The organism is Rhodobacter capsulatus, from assembly GCF_003254295.1.
GTDB lineage: Bacteria > Pseudomonadota > Alphaproteobacteria > Rhodobacterales > Rhodobacteraceae > Rhodobacter > Rhodobacter capsulatus.
Genome location: NZ_QKZO01000015.1, coordinates 14,531 through 30,408 on the forward strand (window position 1 = coordinate 14,531; position 15,878 = coordinate 30,408).

At 69.3% G+C, this 15,878-nt stretch carries 12 protein-coding genes; 8 read left to right on the forward strand and 4 right to left on the reverse strand.

Annotated features, from left to right (window positions below; translation table 11 throughout):
• Positions 1-78: 78 nt before the first annotated feature.
• Together LY44_RS16620 and LY44_RS16630 are read left to right on the forward strand one after the other, a co-directional pair.
• Positions 79-1,332, forward strand: a complete 1,254-nt coding sequence (locus LY44_RS16620; RefSeq protein ID WP_236692526.1) for an ABC transporter substrate-binding protein — start codon at positions 79-81, stop codon at positions 1,330-1,332.
• Positions 1,333-2,241: 909 nt separating this feature from the next.
• Complete coding sequence (locus LY44_RS16630) at positions 2,242-3,216, forward strand: toll/interleukin-1 receptor domain-containing protein (RefSeq protein ID WP_055211432.1); 975 nt, start codon at positions 2,242-2,244, stop codon at positions 3,214-3,216.
• A gap of 146 nt (positions 3,217-3,362) precedes the next feature.
• Here the strand turns inward: LY44_RS16630 and LY44_RS18590 are convergent, their stop codons facing one another.
• Complete coding sequence (locus LY44_RS18590) at positions 3,363-3,536, reverse strand: hypothetical protein (protein ID WP_394341881.1); 174 nt, start codon at positions 3,534-3,536, stop codon at positions 3,363-3,365.
• A gap of 622 nt (positions 3,537-4,158) precedes the next feature.
• Between LY44_RS18590 and tnpA the strand changes: the two genes are divergently transcribed.
• The 5 genes from tnpA to LY44_RS16655 all read left to right on the forward strand — a co-directional run bounded on the left by tnpA (position 4,159) and on the right by LY44_RS16655 (position 8,819).
• Positions 4,159-4,521 (forward strand): IS66-like element accessory protein TnpA, encoded by a 363-nt coding sequence (gene tnpA / locus LY44_RS16635; protein WP_055211461.1) that lies wholly within the window; start codon positions 4,159-4,161, stop codon positions 4,519-4,521.
• Positions 4,518-5,654: an MFS transporter gene (locus LY44_RS16640; RefSeq protein ID WP_081029203.1), complete on the forward strand. Its 1,137-nt coding sequence runs from the start codon at positions 4,518-4,520 to the stop codon at positions 5,652-5,654. The genes tnpA and LY44_RS16640 overlap by 4 nt, the downstream gene beginning before the upstream one ends.
• Positions 5,655-6,132: 478 nt before the next feature.
• Positions 6,133-7,383: an isochorismate synthase gene (locus LY44_RS16645; protein WP_065118406.1), complete on the forward strand. Its 1,251-nt coding sequence runs from the start codon at positions 6,133-6,135 to the stop codon at positions 7,381-7,383.
• A gap of 15 nt (positions 7,384-7,398) precedes the next feature.
• Positions 7,399-8,052, forward strand: a complete 654-nt coding sequence (locus LY44_RS16650) for an isochorismatase family protein (protein ID WP_055211429.1) — start codon at positions 7,399-7,401, stop codon at positions 8,050-8,052.
• The gene (locus tag LY44_RS16655; RefSeq protein WP_055211427.1) at positions 8,043-8,819 is read left to right on the forward strand and encodes an SDR family oxidoreductase; all 777 of its coding nucleotides are present in this window, start codon (positions 8,043-8,045) and stop codon (positions 8,817-8,819) included. Before LY44_RS16650 ends, LY44_RS16655 begins: the two co-directional genes overlap by 10 nt.
• Here LY44_RS16655 and LY44_RS16660 read toward each other — a convergent pair.
• From LY44_RS16660 to LY44_RS16670, 3 genes are read right to left on the reverse strand one after another with little or no spacing between them, the layout of a single operon-like run.
• A complete protein-coding gene (locus tag LY44_RS16660; RefSeq protein ID WP_111396064.1) occupies positions 8,786-9,493 on the reverse strand; it encodes a 4'-phosphopantetheinyl transferase family protein in 708 nt (235 codons plus the stop codon). The two genes, LY44_RS16655 and LY44_RS16660, sit on opposite strands and share 34 nt — an antisense overlap.
• Complete coding sequence (locus tag LY44_RS16665; RefSeq protein WP_055211245.1) at positions 9,486-9,737, reverse strand: phosphopantetheine-binding protein; 252 nt, start codon at positions 9,735-9,737, stop codon at positions 9,486-9,488. The genes LY44_RS16660 and LY44_RS16665 overlap by 8 nt, the downstream gene beginning before the upstream one ends.
• A gap of 24 nt (positions 9,738-9,761) precedes the next feature.
• The gene (locus tag LY44_RS16670) at positions 9,762-11,384 is read right to left on the reverse strand and encodes a (2,3-dihydroxybenzoyl)adenylate synthase (protein ID WP_055211247.1); all 1,623 of its coding nucleotides are present in this window, start codon (positions 11,382-11,384) and stop codon (positions 9,762-9,764) included.
• A 150-nt stretch (positions 11,385-11,534) separates the two neighbouring features.
• On the opposite strand from LY44_RS16670, the gene LY44_RS16675 reads away from it, so the two are divergent.
• The gene (locus LY44_RS16675; protein WP_055211249.1) at positions 11,535-15,875 is read left to right on the forward strand and encodes an amino acid adenylation domain-containing protein; all 4,341 of its coding nucleotides are present in this window, start codon (positions 11,535-11,537) and stop codon (positions 15,873-15,875) included.
• Positions 15,876-15,878 lie beyond the last annotated feature (3 nt).

The following is a 15,878-nucleotide window of genomic DNA, read 5'->3' on the forward strand; positions in this document are numbered from 1 at the left end:
AAAACTTTCTTGAGTTCCTCCGGCTGCGGGGATGGTAAAAAATGACTCTTTCACTCGGAAACCGGACCCTCCCTCATATTGCCCCTCAAGACCGCCATTCTTGGCGGCGTTGCCCTCTCCTGCCTGTGCTCCGCCGCGCTCGCCGAGCGGACGAGCTATCCCCTCACCATCGAGAATTGCGGGCAGAAAGTGACCTTCGTGAAAGCGCCCGAGCGCACCGTGGCGCTTGGGCAGAACAGCGCCGAGATCCTGCTCCTGCTGGGGCTCGAGGACCGCATGGCCGCCACCGCCTTCTGGCCGAACAGCGTCTTGCCGGACCTGGCGGCGGCGCATGACAAGGTGGAGGTGCTGACGGTCGAATTCCCGACGCTTGAAGCGGTGCTGGCGCAGCAGCCCGATTTCGTGCCCGCCATGCTGGTGACGCTGATGGGGCCCGACAGCAAGGTCGCCAGGCGCGAAGATCTGGAAGCGCTCGGCATCCCGACCTATCTCTCCCCCAGCGCCTGCACCACCGAGGCCGACACGCAGAACGCCAGCGGCAGCGCGGCGAGCTCTGCCTATGGTGTCCGCAAGGATCTGTGGTCCATGGACCTCCTCTACAAGGAGATCGAGGACATGGCGCGCATCTTCGACGTGGCCGAGCGCGGCGCGGCGGTGATCGCCGATTTCAAGGCCCGCGAGGCGGCCCTGCGCGCCGAATTCGCGCCGCGCGAGGATCTGACCTTCCTGTTCTGGTTCTCCAGCCCCTCGCCCGCCGATGATGCCTATCTGGGCGGCGGCCATGGGCCTTCGGGCTACATCGCCGACCTGCTCGGCGGTTCCAACGCGGTCAAGACCGAGGCGGAATGGCCGACCCTGGGCTGGGAAGGCATCATGGCCGCCGCTCCCACCGTCTTCGTCGCCGCGCAGGTCGACCGCAACCGCTGGGACCTCGACCGGGCCGACACCAAGATCGCCTATCTGACCTCCGATCCGGCGGTCAGCCAGATGGAGGCGGTCAAGGCGGGGCGCATCGCGGTGATGAGCGGGGCGGGGAAACGCGTCTTGCTTCTGACGGTTTCGCTTCTGGTTCTGTGTCTTGCCGTCGCGGTGGCGATGACCGTCGGCGACTATGCCATATCGCTCGGCACGGTCGTGCTGGCGGCAAACATCTGCTGCACCCGCACGCCCGCTTCTTTCTTCAGGATCCGGTCGCGTTCGCCCTGCATCCATTCGGCGCTCGGCACCGCCTTGGCGAGACGGTCCTTGCGGATCGCGGTGCGGCGTGCCTCGGTCGCTGCGGCATCCGCCGCAAGAAGCCCGTCCGCGCCCTTGACCAGCACGACGCCATAGACGCTGTCGGCAAAGCGCTCGACCAGATAGCCGCGCCCGAAGTAGCTGCGCGACAGGCCGCGCCACAGCTCCGTCCAGGAGGAGACCAGAAAATGCCAGCTGTAGGCGAAGGCCACGCGCCGGTCGTTGGGGGTCATCCAGCTGCCCTTGGGCAGACGGAATTCGGTGCCATAGGCGGCGCCGTCGTTGATCATCTCGGTCGGGATCAGGGTTTGGGTCATCATCACCCGGAACCAGCTTCTGTTCCTGAACAGCGACGCCGAGGCATCCGACGATGACGGGGGCCGTCGCAGCTATGGCCGCCGGATTTCGTGCTGACGCCGATCCCGGGCCGGCGGCTGGTGCTTTCGCGCAACCCGCGCGGATTACGCCACGCGCCCGCAGTTCTGGAAAGAATGAGGATCGGATGCGATCCACATTTTACATAACCTTGCTTACAGGATTTGTGCCTATCTGAGGGCGGGCCGCGGCGGCCCGCTCTTAGAGGTGATCACATGGCACAAATGCCCCGTTCCCTGACGCTTCCCATTCTCTCCATTCTCGGCATCCTCTGCGCCATCTACTGGCCGCAAGCGCATGGCGCGTTCTGCACGGGTCCGAGATCTTGACGTCCAAGCTTGCGAACGCATTGCGGCTGACCTACCGTCGACGCTGATCTTTCATGCGCTGAGGGCTGACCCTTGTTCGGTTGCACAGTTCTTCACAGGTTGACCTTTTTGAGGGCGGCGGTGCTTTTGAACTCGGCGCCTGCCCCGGATAGCCGTAGCTACACTGGGTGCATACCCGCTCAAGCACGCTCCGCCATTCCAATTCGAGGGACGCTTTTCCGCAATTTAGTCCCCCCGATCCAGTCCGATAAAACGGTCGTGGCTTATCGATACCGTTTCCGCCGAAAAAGGAGCGCATGACATGGGTGCCCGCGTCTTCATCTCATACAGCCATGTCGATGAGGCCCTCAGAGACGAGCTCGAGGTTCACCTTGCGATGCTGAAGCGGCAGGGCCTTGTCGATGTTTGGCACGACAAACGTCTGCTCGCTGGTGACCAACTTGATTGGACGATATCGAAAGAACTCGATGAGGCAGATGTAATCCTTCTCTTGGTCGGCCCGAACTTCCTTGCGTCAGACTACTGCTACAAAATCGAGAAAGGCCGTGCTCTTGAACGGCACCGACAGGGGGCAGCCCGGCTGATCTCCGTAATCCTTCGTCCTTGCGAGTGGGGCCACACCGATTTGGCCAAGTATTTGGTCACGCCAAAGGACGGGAAGCCGATCACACAATGGCCGGATCGGGATGAGGCGTTTCTGGACGTTACGCGGCAAATCCGCCGCGCAATCGAAGATCTGGAGGTCGTTGGCCAACCTAAGGTCACTCACGACTTCATCGAGACGGCGAGGGGCGCCGCTGCCGACGAATTGCCCGAACCTTCGCCCATGCCCAGATCGTCGAACCTGCGCCTCAAGAAAGATTTCTCGCAAGCCGAACGTGATGATTTCCTGTTCGAGACATTCGACTACCTCGCCAGGTTTTTTCAAGGCTCGCTTGAGGAGCTGCAGGCGCGCAATGTCGATATTAAGGCCCGTTTTCGCCGCATCGCGGGCGATTGCTTCACTGCAACCATCTACCGGAATGGCGACAAGGTTGCCGGGGGAACCGTCCGGGTCGGGGGCATGTTTGGGGCAGGCATTACATGGCTCGGCGATGACAGCGGCCAGGCCAACAGCCACAACGAGAGTCTGTTCGTAAGGCATGATGATCATAAACTGTTCCTTTCACCCATGGGAATGCCCGTCACCGGCCCAGGTCGAGAGGCGCGCCTTACCCAAGAGGGCGCAGCGGAGTATTATTGGGACCTCATGATCCGCGGCCTCCAGGGGCACTAAGAAATATAAGGGGCGCTTTTGCGCCCGGCTGGTGCCCATGCCACGGCGACCCGGATCCTCTGTGCGCGCATCGCATTGTCCACCACCGGACGAACGAACGACACCTATCGCCTTATCCGCTGATGTGCTCGATCAACTCGGGGCTGTCATCCTGAAACCCGAACGGGGCGACCGGTTGGAACGCCAGCTTCGACCCGACAGCGAGGGAACACCGCCGCGTCGGAACCGCCCAGCCACGCGCCTTGCTCGTCCGCATTCAGGATGACCGGCATCCGGTCGTGCAGTCCGACCATCGCCCCCGTCGCGGCCCGCGCTATGATCGTTCAGGTCAGGTGATCTCGCCAGCGGCTCGCCACGGCAACAAGGAAACGGCGATCTAGAGCTCTCCGCCTTCGATTGGATCGGGATTGGAAGCCTCGGCCTTGGCGCCATCCATACCGACGGCCCGGGTGCTCAGGCCGCCGCACCGGCAGGGGTTTGAGGGCACACACCGCCTCCCCTGACAGCGGTGGCATGATCGCCTGTCTGCGAAAAAATCTCAAGGCATGAGAGCGGCGGACCGGGTGATCGGCCCGCCTCACCGCCGCGGCTAGAAGGGCAGTCACCGCCGCACCGCACCGGCACGCCCATCCTGCGGGAGGCTGAGGCGGTTTTCAACTTTTCGCTTGGTCCGGGAAAACCTCGGAAAGCGACGCGGCCACCAGATGGACGACAACGGTGGCACAGTCGTCCGGTCGGGACCTTCGATTCCTCTCCACCGGAGCGCTTCTCGACGCCCCAGCCTGTCCCGTTTTTCTCAAAAATTCCACGATCGACGATCGGCGGCGAAAGCCGACCTTTCGTAAGCACCCGGTTGTGGCCGCCTTCTGATGCTGCCGGTTTCGGTCTAGCCATCCGTCGTTATTGACGTCGTTACCGACGTCGTCTGTGGCGGAAGGGATCATGCGGCAAGAGATTTTGACGGGCGTCGAGCGGCGACGCCGCTGGTCGGATGCGGAGAAGCGGTCGATCCTGGCGGAGGTGGGTGTGAAAGGGGCGTGGGTTGCGGATGTCGCCCGTCGTCATGATCTGACCCGGCAGCACATCTATCAGTGGCGGGCGAAGTTCCGGCGGCGAGGCGAGAGCCTTTCAGATGAGACCGGGTTCCTGCCGGTCGAGATGACGCCAGAGAACAGCGTCCCGTCGGTTCCCGCGGCGACGACACCGGTCGAGATCGTGCTCGTGAACGGCCGGCGCCTGCGCGGGATCGAGGGTCTGTCGCCTGCCGGACTCGCGCAACTGATCCGGGTGCTGAAAGGCGCATGATCGGGCCTGGGAATGGCGTGCGCGTGTTCCTCGCGGCAGGCACCACGGACAGCCTTCTGACCCCGATCGCAACCGACCTTGGTGTCAGCGAAGGGCGGGCGGGTCAGATGATCTCGATCTCCGGCCTTTTTGCCGTGATCACCAGCCTGACGATCACCGGATTGACCCGCGGTATTGACCGCAAGCTGCTGCAATCTGCCTTCACCATCCTGCTGATTGTCTCTGTCCTGATCGTGGCACTTGCGCCGGCCTATCCTGTGCTGATGGTCGGACGCGCCCTGTTGGGCGTTGCCATCGGCGGGTTTTGGTCACTGTCCACCGCCACCGTGATGCGACTTCTGCCCATGGATCAGGTGCCACAAGGCCTTGCTGCCCTGAACGCCGGAAACGCCATCGCGGCCACGATTTCGGCACCGCTGGGGGCGTGGCTTGGCGACATCATCGGCTGGCGCGGGGCTTTTGCGCTGATCGTCCCGGTCGCGGTTCTGGCGCTCGTCTGGCAGCACATCCACATGCCCTCGCTGCCGCCCCGCGACGCGAGGCGCATCCATCCTCTCGGGTTGCTTCTCCGCCCTCAGGTGGCGCTTGGCATGGCGTCGATCTTCCTGCTGTTCATGGGGCAGTTTGCGCTGCTGACCTATCTGCGCCCCTATCTGGAAGGTGTGGCCGGCTTTTCCGTTCCGCGGCTCTCAGCAGGCTTTCTGGCCTTGGGTCTGGCGGGGCTTGCGGGCACCTGGGTGGTCGGCCGCCTGCTGCGCTTGCGGCTTTACGGCCTGCTGATCGCGATCCCTGCGGTGATGGCGGTGCTTGCCGTGCTGATGATCGTGCTGGCACCTCTGCCCGTAGCGGTCGGCGCGCTGATCGTCCTGTGGGGCTTCTTTGCAACGGCGGCGCCCGTTGGCTGGGGCACCTGGCTGGCCCGGACACTTGGCCCCGAGGCCGAGGCTGGCGGCGGGCTACAGGTTGCAGTGATCCAATTGGCCATCATGGCGGGTGCGCGAAGGTCGCCGCCAGCAGCGACACCGCCAGCCCCGGTTGCCGCTCGATCAGGCGCAGGATTTCCGCCGTCTCGATCCGCACCAGCACGACATCGCTCGCCGCCTCCGCCGAGACCGGATAGACGCCGCCGGTGAAGGCCACCGCCTCGCCGAAACTGTCGCCGCGGTCGAAGGCGCGTTCGCGCGCCGTGGCAAGGATCAGATCCTGCGCCGGTTTCGGCACATTGCCCAGAAGCAGGGATTTCCGGGCGATCCGGTCGGCATCGGGTTTCATCGGCGGCGGTCTCCTTGCGCCGGTTATCGCATGACCCTGTCGCCCGCGAAAGCCGCAGCTGGCGCGAAAGGCCCCCGAAGCCGGACATGCCAATACCTGACTGTTTTGATAAATTATAATCTTGAAACCCGGCCGCGGCTCTGACATGATCCGGGCAGGCAGCAAGTCCCGCAGGGGCATGCTTCTGTCGGGCCCCCACGGGCCGACGACAGAAGGAGCGACCCTTCCCGCAGATCCCCGCACCGCTCCGCATCGCCTTGCGCGATCGGCGTTTTTTCGCGGCGCATGACCACAACCCCAGCGCGAGAGACGCCCCGCGCGCAATGCCGAGTTTGCTGCATGACCATGCCCTCCCTTGCTTCAAGCGCCGATGTCGGCGCCCCCGCCGGGTTCGACCAGCCCTTCGCCTTTCGCAACGCCGCCGGGCGGGTCTGCGCCGCGGGCCCGGGCCGGGCGCTTGCGCGCGGCACGCGCGAAAGCCTGGCCGACCGCCTGGCGCCCTTCTTTGCCGGCCCGGCCGATGGCGCGGTGATCGGCGGGGCCCTGCCCTTCGACACCACCCGGCCCGACTGCCTGTGGCAGGCGGCGCGCGGCGACGGGGTCTGGCCCGGCGATGCCGTTACGGCCACGGGGCCCGGCCGCCCCGCAACCCCGCCCCCTCCCGCCCCCCTGCCGCGCCCGCAACCACCCGCCCGCGGCTATATCGACAGCGTCGCCCGCGCGCTCGAGATCATGCGCCGCGAAGACGGCCTGCCCGAGGCGCTGCAAAAGATCGTCCTGGCCCGCACCCTGCTGGTCGAGGAGGCGCAGGCCTTCCCGATGCGCGAGGTGCTGGCCCGGCTGAGCGAGGATCCGTCGGTGACCGCCTTCCAGGTCTCGCTGCCGCCGCGCGCCGATCAGGCGGCGCCGCGCCATCTGGTCGGGGCGACGCCGGAGCTGCTGTTGCAAAAGCGCGGCGCGACGATCCTGTCCCATCCGCTGGCGGGCTCGGCGCGGCGGTGCGAGGAGCGCGAGGCCGATGCCCGGGCGGCGCAGGCGCTGGCCCGGTCGGAAAAGGATCAGCGCGAGCATCGGCTGGTGGTCGATTACATCCTCGACCTGCTTGCCCCCGACTGCGCCGAGCTTTCGACCCCCGAGGGCACCGCGCTGACCAAAACCCGCTCGATGTGGCATATCGGCACCCGGATCACCGGGCGGCTGAAGGATCCCGACACCCCCGCCGTGATGCTGGCCGCGCGGCTGCATCCGACGCCTGCGGTCTGCGGCCTGCCCTGTGCGCGGGCCGCCGGGCTGATCCGCAGCCTCGAGCCGGTCGAGCGCGATTTCTATGCCGGGGCCGTGGGTTGGTGCGACCGGCGCGGCGATGGCGACTGGCATGTGGCGATCCGCTGCGCGGAACTTTGCGGCGCCCAGGCGCGGCTTTATGCGGGCGCGGGCATCGTGCTCGGCTCGGAACCGCGCGCCGAGGCGGCCGAGACCGGCGCGAAATTCGGCGCCCTTCTGGCCGCGCTCGGCCTGCCGCGGGACGCGGCATTGCGCGACCTGCCGCGCGAGGCGGCATTGCATGACTTCGATCCCCGTCACGACTGAGCACAGGACATCCAGATGGCCCTTCCCGGCATTCTCTCCTATCCCCTGCCCCGCCCCGAGGCGCTGCCCGCGGCCCGTGCCCCCTGGCATGTCGCGCCCGACCGCGCGGCGCTGCTGATCCATGACATGCAGCGCTATTTCTGCGCGCCCTTCCCGCAGGAGGCGGCGCCGCTGCCCGCGGTGATCGACAATATCGCCACCCTCGCCCGGGCCGCCCGGGCCTGTGGCATGCCGGTTTTCTACACCGCGCAGGAGGGCGCCCAGCTGCGCATCGACCGTGGCCTTCAGGCCGATCTCTGGGGGGCCGGGATGTCGCGCCGCCCGGAGCATCAGGACATTCTGCCCGACCTTGCCCCCTCGCCGGGCGATCTGGTGCTGACCAAGCACCGCTACAGCGCCTTTCAGCGTTCGAACCTCGAAACCCTGATGCGCGCGCGCGGCCGCGATCAGCTGCTGATCACCGGGGTTTATGCCCATATCGGCTGTCTTGCCACCGCCGCCGAGGCGTTCCAGCGCGATATCGAGCCCTTTGCCATCGCCGATGCCCAGGCCGATTTCGACGCCGGGCGCCACGAGATGGCGCTGCGATGGGTGGCGGGCACCTGTGGCGGGGTGATCGCGACGCGCGACGCCCTTGCCACGCTGAGGGAGGTGGCAAGATGCGCCTGAGCGGATTTTCCGGGCGCCGGGCGTTGGTCACCGGCGCGGCGGGCGGCATCGGCCGCGAAACCGTCCGCCTGCTGCACGACGCGGGGGCGCGCGTCATTGCCACCGATACCGCCGAAGCGCTGGCCAGCCTGCCCGACGACATCCGCGCCTGCGCCGGGATCTGGCTGCCCTGCGATCTGCGCGACCCCGCCGCGATCGAGGCGATGCTGGCCACGGCCGAGGCGCAGGCGGGGCCGATCGGCCTTGCCGCCCATACCGCCGGGGTGCTGGCGCTTGGTCCGTTGCTCGAGATGACGGCCGAGGACTGGCGCCGGGTGATGGCGATCAACCTTGATGGCAGTTTCCATCTGCTGCAGGCGCTCGGGCGGCGGCTGGTGCGACAGCCCGGGGCGGCGCTGGTGGTGGTCAGCTCGAATGCCGCGGGGATTCCGCGGCTGGGGATGGGCGCCTATTGCGCCTCGAAGGCGGCGCTGACCATGCTGACCCGCTGCCTCGGGCTGGAACTGGCGCGGCAGGGCCTGCGTTGCAACGTGCTTGCGCCCGGCTCGACGCTGACGCCGATGCAGACGGCGATGTGGACAGACGATCAGGGCCCGGCGCGGGTGATCGCGGGCGATGGCGCCAGGTTCCGCACCGGGATTCCGCTGGGCAAGCTGGCGACGCCCGCCGATATCGCGCAGGCGGCGGTGTTCCTGCTCTCGGATCAGGCGGGCCACATCACCATGGCCGATCTTTACATCGACGGCGGCGCCACGCTTCGCGGCTGAGCCCCGGCCCTGCCGTCCTCGCGCGGCAGGGCAACGGCCGTCATCACCCCCGCCGGTCCGGCCAAAAGCACCGCCCCGATCCGCCGCCCCGCGAACCAGCCCGGCGCCAGATCGCGCGTCAGCCGCAGCATGGGCGGCTCTGCCGCTGTCGCGGGGCAAAGCTCGGCCGCGCCGAAATCGAAGCCTTGCCCGATCTGCGGGCTCAAGGCCTTGAAAAGACTTTCCTTCACCGAAAAGATCAGCCCGACCCAGCGCGGATCGGCGCCGAAGGCCTCCTGTTCCGCCGCGGTCAGGGCCACCGAGGCGATCTGCTGTGCAAGCGGCGGGGTCAGATGCTGCTCGATGTCGATGCCAAGCCCGCCCCAAAGCGTGGCGGCGCCCAGAAGGGCGATCGCCTGCCCGTCGCAATGGCTGATCGCGCCGCACAGCCCCGCGGGCCAGACCGGCGCGCCCCTGGCGCTGCGCCCGGCCAGACAGGGCGTGCCGCAAAGCGCGCGCGCGGCGGCGGCGGCGGCCAACCGCCCGGCGCGATATTCTGCCCGGCGGCGCAGGCGCGGCACCCCGGGCGGGACCGGCGCGGCCGGGCGCATCTCGGCCCGACAGCCGGGCAGCGCCGCCCGCAGCTGCGCCAGCGGCCGTTCCCAGCCCGCCAGACCCGGGTGCGGCTCAGCCACCGCGCCGCGCCGCGATCAGCGCCTCCCAGGCCTGCAGCGTCGGCGCGCTGGCCAGATCCTCGAAGCTGACGGCGATGCCGCGCGCCTTCAGCTCGGCCGCCAGGGTCATCACCCGCAGCGAATCCAGCCCATAATAAATCAGGCTCTCGGCCGGGTCGATCGGCCCCTCGTCCTCCAAAAGCGCACCGAGGCGCGCGAGAAGCCAGTCACGATCGGCGGTGTCGGTATGGGCAGTCAGGGTCATTCGGCTCTCCTTGGGGATCAGGGGTCATCGGGGGGCATCCGCGGCGGGCAGGATCGCGGCGCGCAGGGCCCGCTTGTCGATCTTGCCGACCGGGGTCAGCGGCATCGCCTCAAGAAAGGCGAACCGGTCGGGCAGCTTGTAATCGGCCACGCCCGCGGCGATCAGATGGCGGCGCAGCACGACCGGCCGCAGCGGCTGGCGCAACACGAGACAGGCGCAGCTGCGCTCGCCCAGCCGCGGGTCGGGTTCAGAGACGAGCGCCGCCTGCACCACCTCGGGATGGCGCAGCAACAGCGCCTCGATCTCCTCGGCCGCGATCTTCTCGCCGCCGCGGTTGATCTGGTCCTTGACCCGGCCGACGACGCGCAGATAGCCCGCGGCGTCGCGCTGCACCAGATCGCCGCTGTGATAGAAGCCCTCGGCATCGAAGGCGGCGGCATTCTGTGCCGGGCTGCGGAAATAGCCGCGGAACGTATAGGGCCCGCGCACCCAGAGCTGCCCGGTCTCGCCCGGCGCGCAATCGCGGCCCGTGGCATCGCGCACGCGGATCTCGTCATCGGGGCTGATCGGCCGTCCCTGGGTGGTGAAGATGCGCTCGGGCGGATCGTCCAGACGGGTGTAGTTCACCAGCCCCTCGGCCATGCCGAAGACCTGCTGCAAGGCGCAGCCCAGCAGCTCCGGAACCTGCCGGGCGAGCGCCTCGGCGAAACTGGCGCCGCCGACCTGCAGCAGCGCCAGGCTTTCGGGCACGGCAAGCCCGTCGCGCACCGCCTCCAGCCAGAGCCCGACCGCCGAGGGCACCAGCGCCGCCATCGTCACCCGATGCCGCGCGATCAGCTCGAAACAGAGCTGCGGTTCGGGGTTGGGGGCCATCACCACGGTGCCGCCGGCATGGAACACGCCAAGCGCGCCGGGCGAGCTGAGCACGTAGTTATGCGGCGCGGGCAGCGCGCAAAGAAACACCGTATCCGGCGTCAGCGCGCAGATTTCGGCGCTGGCCCGGATCGAATAATCGTAATCGTTATGGGTGCGCGGGATCAGCTTCGGCGTGCCGGTGCTGCCGCCCGAAAGCTGGAAAAAGGCGACCGCGCCGGGATCGATCCGGGGCAGCGGCCCCCCATCCCAGGCCCCGTCAGGCGTGGCCCAGGCGGCAAGATCCCGCACCGGGTCGGGATCGTCGAGATAAAGGCACAGCGCCAGCCGGTCCGAGCGCGTGCGCAACTCGGCGGCGAATCGGTCGTCGTGAAACAGCGGATGGCTGCGCGCGGCGATCAGCAGCTTCGGCCGCAGCTGTTCGGCATAAGACCGCAGCTCCAGCGCGCGATGGCTGAAAAGCGCATTGACCGGGGTGATCCCGGCCTTCAGCAGCGCAAGGAAGGTGACGAAGAACTCGGCCCGGTTCGGCAGCTGCACCAGCGCCGTGTCGCCCGGGCGCAGCCCCCGTGCCAGAAGCCGCCGCGCCAGCGCCGTGGCCATCCGGTCCAGCGTGCCATAGCTGATCGCGCGCGCGCCGCAACGGATCGCGCAGGCCTCGGGCCGCTGCCGCGCCTGGGTTTCCAGCCCGCGCGTCAGCGGCGCATCCAGCCAGTAGCCCTTTTGCCGGTAACGCTGCGCGAGGTCGTCCGGCCAGGGGGTGAAATCGGTCATTGCAAATCGGTCCGTTCGGGGCGGCCTGGGCCCGCCTCCGCTGTCAGTGCCGCCCGGATCCGGTCTCCGGTCCGGCGCCCGCAGGCCACAGGTTGACGGGCTGCTATAGTTGAGTATTTATATCAACAAATGTCAACTGGGTGAGATCCGATGCCTGACCTGACGCCGATGCAGACCGCTTGCTGGATCAACGGACATGCCGGGGGGCGCGATCCGCAGGCGCCTTCGGCGCATCTTTATGTCGAACTTGAACCCCGCAACGCGGCGCGCCCGCTTGCGCCCGCGCGGCTGGCGCAGGCCTTTGCGGCGCTGATCGCGCGGCATCCGGCCCTGCGGCTCTCGGTCTCGGCCGAGGGGCGGGCGGCGATCGTGCCCCCCGGCCCCGGCCATGCGCTGCGCCAGCACGACCTGCGCGGGCGTGACCCGCAGGCGGTCGAGACGGCGCTGGCACGGCTGCGCGAGGACAAGACCCACCAGCGCCTGCCGTTGGCGGCGGGCCAACCCCTTGAGGCCACGCTCAGCCTGCTACCCGGGGGCGGGCACCGGCTGCATCTTGATCTTGACATGGTGGCGGCCGATCCCTCCTGCCTGCCCGCGCTGCTGGACGATCTGGCGCAGCTTTACGAGGACGGCCCGGAGGAGGCCCCGCCCGCCCCGGACCCCGCCGACCGACCCGACCGGCCGCTCGATGCGCAGGCCCTGGCGCAGGCGCGGGACTGGTGGCGGGACCGTCTGGCCACCCTGCCCGAGCCCCCCCGCCTGCCCGCCCCGGATGCCGCGCCCCATGACCGCCGCGCGCGCAGCACGCGGCTGGCGGCGACGCTTGATCCGGCGCAGGCGCGCGGATTTCTCGCCCAGGCCCGGGCGCTGCGGGTGACGCCCTCGGCGCTGGCGCTGGCGGTTTTCGCGCAGGAACTTGGCCGGGCCTGCGGCCAGACGGCGTTGCGCCTGACCGTGCCGCTCTTTCACCGCGACGCGGCGGAGCCGGAGATCGGCGAGGCTTCGAACTTCACCCTTCTGGGCCTTGCGGGGCTGCAGGACGATCTGTCCGCGCTGGCGCCGCGGGTGCAGGCGGGGCTGGTGCAGGGCATCGCGCAGGCCGCCTGCCCCGGCCCCCAGCTGCTGCGCGATCTTGCCCGGCAGCTTGGCCGGATGCCCGCGGCGCCGGTCGTCTTCACCGCCGGGCTGGACCATCCGCGCGGCTCGATCCTGAGCGACCGGGCGCGGCGCGTGCTGGGCGATCTGGTCTGGAGCGTGTCGCAGGGGCCGGGCGTAGCGCTGGATGCGCAGATCGCCCGGCTTGGCGAGGGGATCTTGCTGAACTGGGACATCCGGCTTGACCTGCTGGACCGCGCCTGGACCGAGGCGCTTTTCGCCCGGGTGCTCGGGCGGTTGCGGGCGTTGGCGCAGGCGCCGGTGCCGCCGCGCAGCTGGCCGCTGGCGCCGCTGCAACGGGCCTATCTGACGGGGCGCGAGACGGTGCTGCCGCTGGGCGGCGTGGCGATGCAGGAGGCGCGGCTGTTTCGCGGCACGCTTGACCCGGCGGCGCTGCGCGAACGGCTGTCGCAGCTTGTCGCGGCCCATCCCGCGCTGCGGCTGCGCGTCGAGGCCGCCACCGGCCGCCAGCACTGCCTGCCCCGGATCGAGCTGCCCTGGACCACGCTGGATCTGACCCGGGCGCCCGATGCCGCGGCGCGGCTTGACGCTTTCTGGGAGGAATTCGCCGCTGCGCCCTGCCCGCTTGACGACGCGCTCTGGCAGGTCGTTGCCCTGCGGATGCCCGCGGGGCAAGCGGATGCGCTGGCGGTGAAATTCGACGCGCTGGCGCTGGATGGTCCGGCCATCGCGCAGATCTGCGCCCAGATGCTGGCCCCCACCCCGCCCGGGATCGAGGAGACCGCCGACCCGCCCCGCAGCGCGCCGATGGATGCGGCGCAGCGGGCCGCCGATACCGCCTATTGGGCCGCGGCGCTGGCGCGGATCGAAGAGCCGCCGCGGCTGCCCTGGCGCCTGCCGCTGGACCAGCTTGGCCCGGCGCGGCGGCGGCGCTGCGAAAGACGGATCGACGCGCCGCAGGTGGCGTCGCTGCGCCGCATCGCCGCGCGGGAAAAGCTGTTCCTGAACACGCTATTGAGCTTCACCGTGCTGGAGGTGCTGGCGCGGTTCACCCCCGATCTGCGGCTGTGCGTCGGCCTGCCCACCGCCCCGGCGCTGGACCGCACGGGGCTTGGCAACCGCTCTTCCTTCCTTGTGATCGACCATGCCGTCGGCCCGGGTCCGGCCGCCGCGCGGGCCGCGGCGCTGCAGGCGGAAACGATGCGGGCGCTGGCCCATTCCAGCCTGTCGGGCGTCGATCTGGCGCGCCAGTTGCTGGCCCGCACCGGCGCGGCGCTGGCCTTGCCTGTCGTGCTGACGAACGGGCTGAACTGGCCGCTGCCCGACCCCTCTGCCCCGCTGCGCGAGGTCGCCGGACTGACCCAGACGCCGCAGGTCGCGCTGGATCTGCGGCTGCTGCGCGCGGCCGGGGGCGGGATCGAGATTGCCGCCGATTACGCCGAAACCGCGCTGGCGCCCGAAACCGTCGTGGCGATGCTGGACGCGATCGCGGCAGCTTTGGCGGCGATCTGCACGGCAGGCGCGCTGGTGCTGCCCGATCCGCTGGTGCCGGTCGCGCTGCCCGCGCAGAGCGCCGAAATCCCCGATCCGGTGCCGCATCTGCCGCGCCTTGCCGCGCAGCTGCGCGCGGGCCGGGGCACGGCGCTGATCTGCGGCGAGAGGCGGCTGAGCTATGAAGACCTGCGCCGCGATGTCGAAGCGTTTCTGGCCGGTCTTGCCGCGCAGGGCATCGGTCCCGGCGACGTGGTGGCGATCGAGCTGCCGCGCGGCCCCGATCATGTCGCGCTGCAGCTTGCCACCGCGATGGCCGGGGTGATCCGGGTGCCGATCGACGCCGCCGCCCCGCCCGCCCGGCGCGATCAGCTGCTCTCCCGCGCGGCCCCGGCGCTGGTGGTGTCGCAGCGCGCCATCGCCGGTTGCGCCGCGATCGGGCCCGAGGCGCTGCGCAGGCCTGGCGGCGCCCTGCCCGACGATGCGACGCTGGCTGCGCGCAGCCTGAGCCGCGATCCGGCCTATTACCTCTTCACCTCGGGCAGCACCGGCACGCCGAAATGCGTGGTGCTGAACAACCGCGCCACCGCGAACGTGCTGGCGCAATCGCTGCGGGCCTGGCAGGTGACCGGCGCGGATGTGCTGCTTTCGGTCACGCCGCTGCACCATGACATGTCGGTTTTCGATGTCTTCGGCACGCTTTGCGCCGGGGCGACGCTGGTTCTGCCCGCGCAGGAAAAGGATGCGATGGACTGGGCGCGGCTGGTCGCGATGCACGGGGTGACGCTTTGGGTTTCCGTGCCCGCGATCCTTGAGATGCTGCTCGCCTGTGCCCGGCCCGACCAGCTGGCGACGCTGCGGCTGGTGGCGCAGGGCGGCGATTACATCAAGCCCGCGGTCATCGCCCGGCTGCGCGCGGAGCTGCCCGGGGCGCGGCTTGTCTCCTTGGGCGGGCCGACCGAGACGACGATCTGGAGCATCTGGCACGAGATCGACACCGTGCCCGAAAGCGACTTGGACACGATCCCTTATGGCCGGGCGCTGGCGGGCGCCGAATATCGGATCTGCAACCCTTTGGGCGAGCCCTGCCCGCCCGGCGTGCCCGGTCGCATCCACACGCTGGGCGATTGTCTTGCGCTTGGCTATCTGGAGGACGGCCGCCTGATGCAGACCGATTTCATCGCTCTGGCCGGGGCTGCGGGCCCACCGCGGCGGGCCTTTCGCACCGGCGATCTGGGCAGATGGCGGGCGGACGGGGTGATCCTGTTTTCCGGCCGCCTCGGCAGCCATGTCAAGGTGCGGGGGGTGCGCGTCAGCCTGGCCGAGATCGAGGCCGCGCTGGCCGCGCATCCGGGGCTGCGCGCGGCGATGGTGGTCGATCTGGTCTCGGGCGACGGGCATGAGACGACGCTGGCCGCGGTCTATGCCTGCCGCGCGGGGGCCGAGATCTCCTCCGGCGCGCTGCGCGCCTTTTTGCGCCAGACCCTGCCGCCGTCGCATCTGCCCGACCGCTTCGTGCCGGTGCCAGACCTGCCGCTTTCCGCCAACGGCAAACCGGATCGCGCCGCCGGGCGGCGGCTTGCCAGCGCCCCGCCGAGGACGCCCGCGCCCGTCGCCGAAACGCAGGCCGACCCGGCGCTCGTGGCGCAGGTTCTGGCGCTTTACCTTGAGCGGCTCGGGCCGCGGAACGCGACAGGGGCAGGCGCGACGGCGGACAGCCCGTTGCTCGATCTCGGGCTTTTGCCCGACGATCTTGCGCCGATCGCCGCGGCGCTGAACGCGCGTTTCGGGTCTGCCCTGACGCCAATGCAGCTTCTGGCGCCGCGCAGCGCCCGTGCGGTGGCGGCGCTGATCGCCGCCGCGCCCGCCCTGCCCCCCGCCTGAAAC

Coding starts and splice junctions, on each gene's coding strand:
- LY44_RS16630 (WP_055211432.1), top strand. CDS start 2,242: ATGGGTGCCCGCGTCTTCATCTCATACAGCCATGTCGATGAGGCCCTC.
- LY44_RS16645 (WP_065118406.1), top strand. CDS start 6,133: ATGACCATGCCCTCCCTTGCTTCAAGCGCCGATGTCGGCGCCCCCGCC.
- LY44_RS16655 (WP_055211427.1), top strand. CDS start 8,043: ATGCGCCTGAGCGGATTTTCCGGGCGCCGGGCGTTGGTCACCGGCGCG.
- LY44_RS16670 (WP_055211247.1), bottom strand. CDS start 11,384: ATGACCGATTTCACCCCCTGGCCGGACGACCTCGCGCAGCGTTACCGG.
- LY44_RS16675 (WP_055211249.1), top strand. CDS start 11,535: ATGCCTGACCTGACGCCGATGCAGACCGCTTGCTGGATCAACGGACAT.
- LY44_RS16650 (WP_055211429.1), top strand. CDS start 7,399: ATGGCCCTTCCCGGCATTCTCTCCTATCCCCTGCCCCGCCCCGAGGCG.
- tnpA (WP_055211461.1), top strand. CDS start 4,159: ATGCGGCAAGAGATTTTGACGGGCGTCGAGCGGCGACGCCGCTGGTCG.
- LY44_RS16640 (WP_081029203.1), top strand. CDS start 4,518: ATGATCGGGCCTGGGAATGGCGTGCGCGTGTTCCTCGCGGCAGGCACC.
- LY44_RS16665 (WP_055211245.1), bottom strand. CDS start 9,737: ATGACCCTGACTGCCCATACCGACACCGCCGATCGTGACTGGCTTCTC.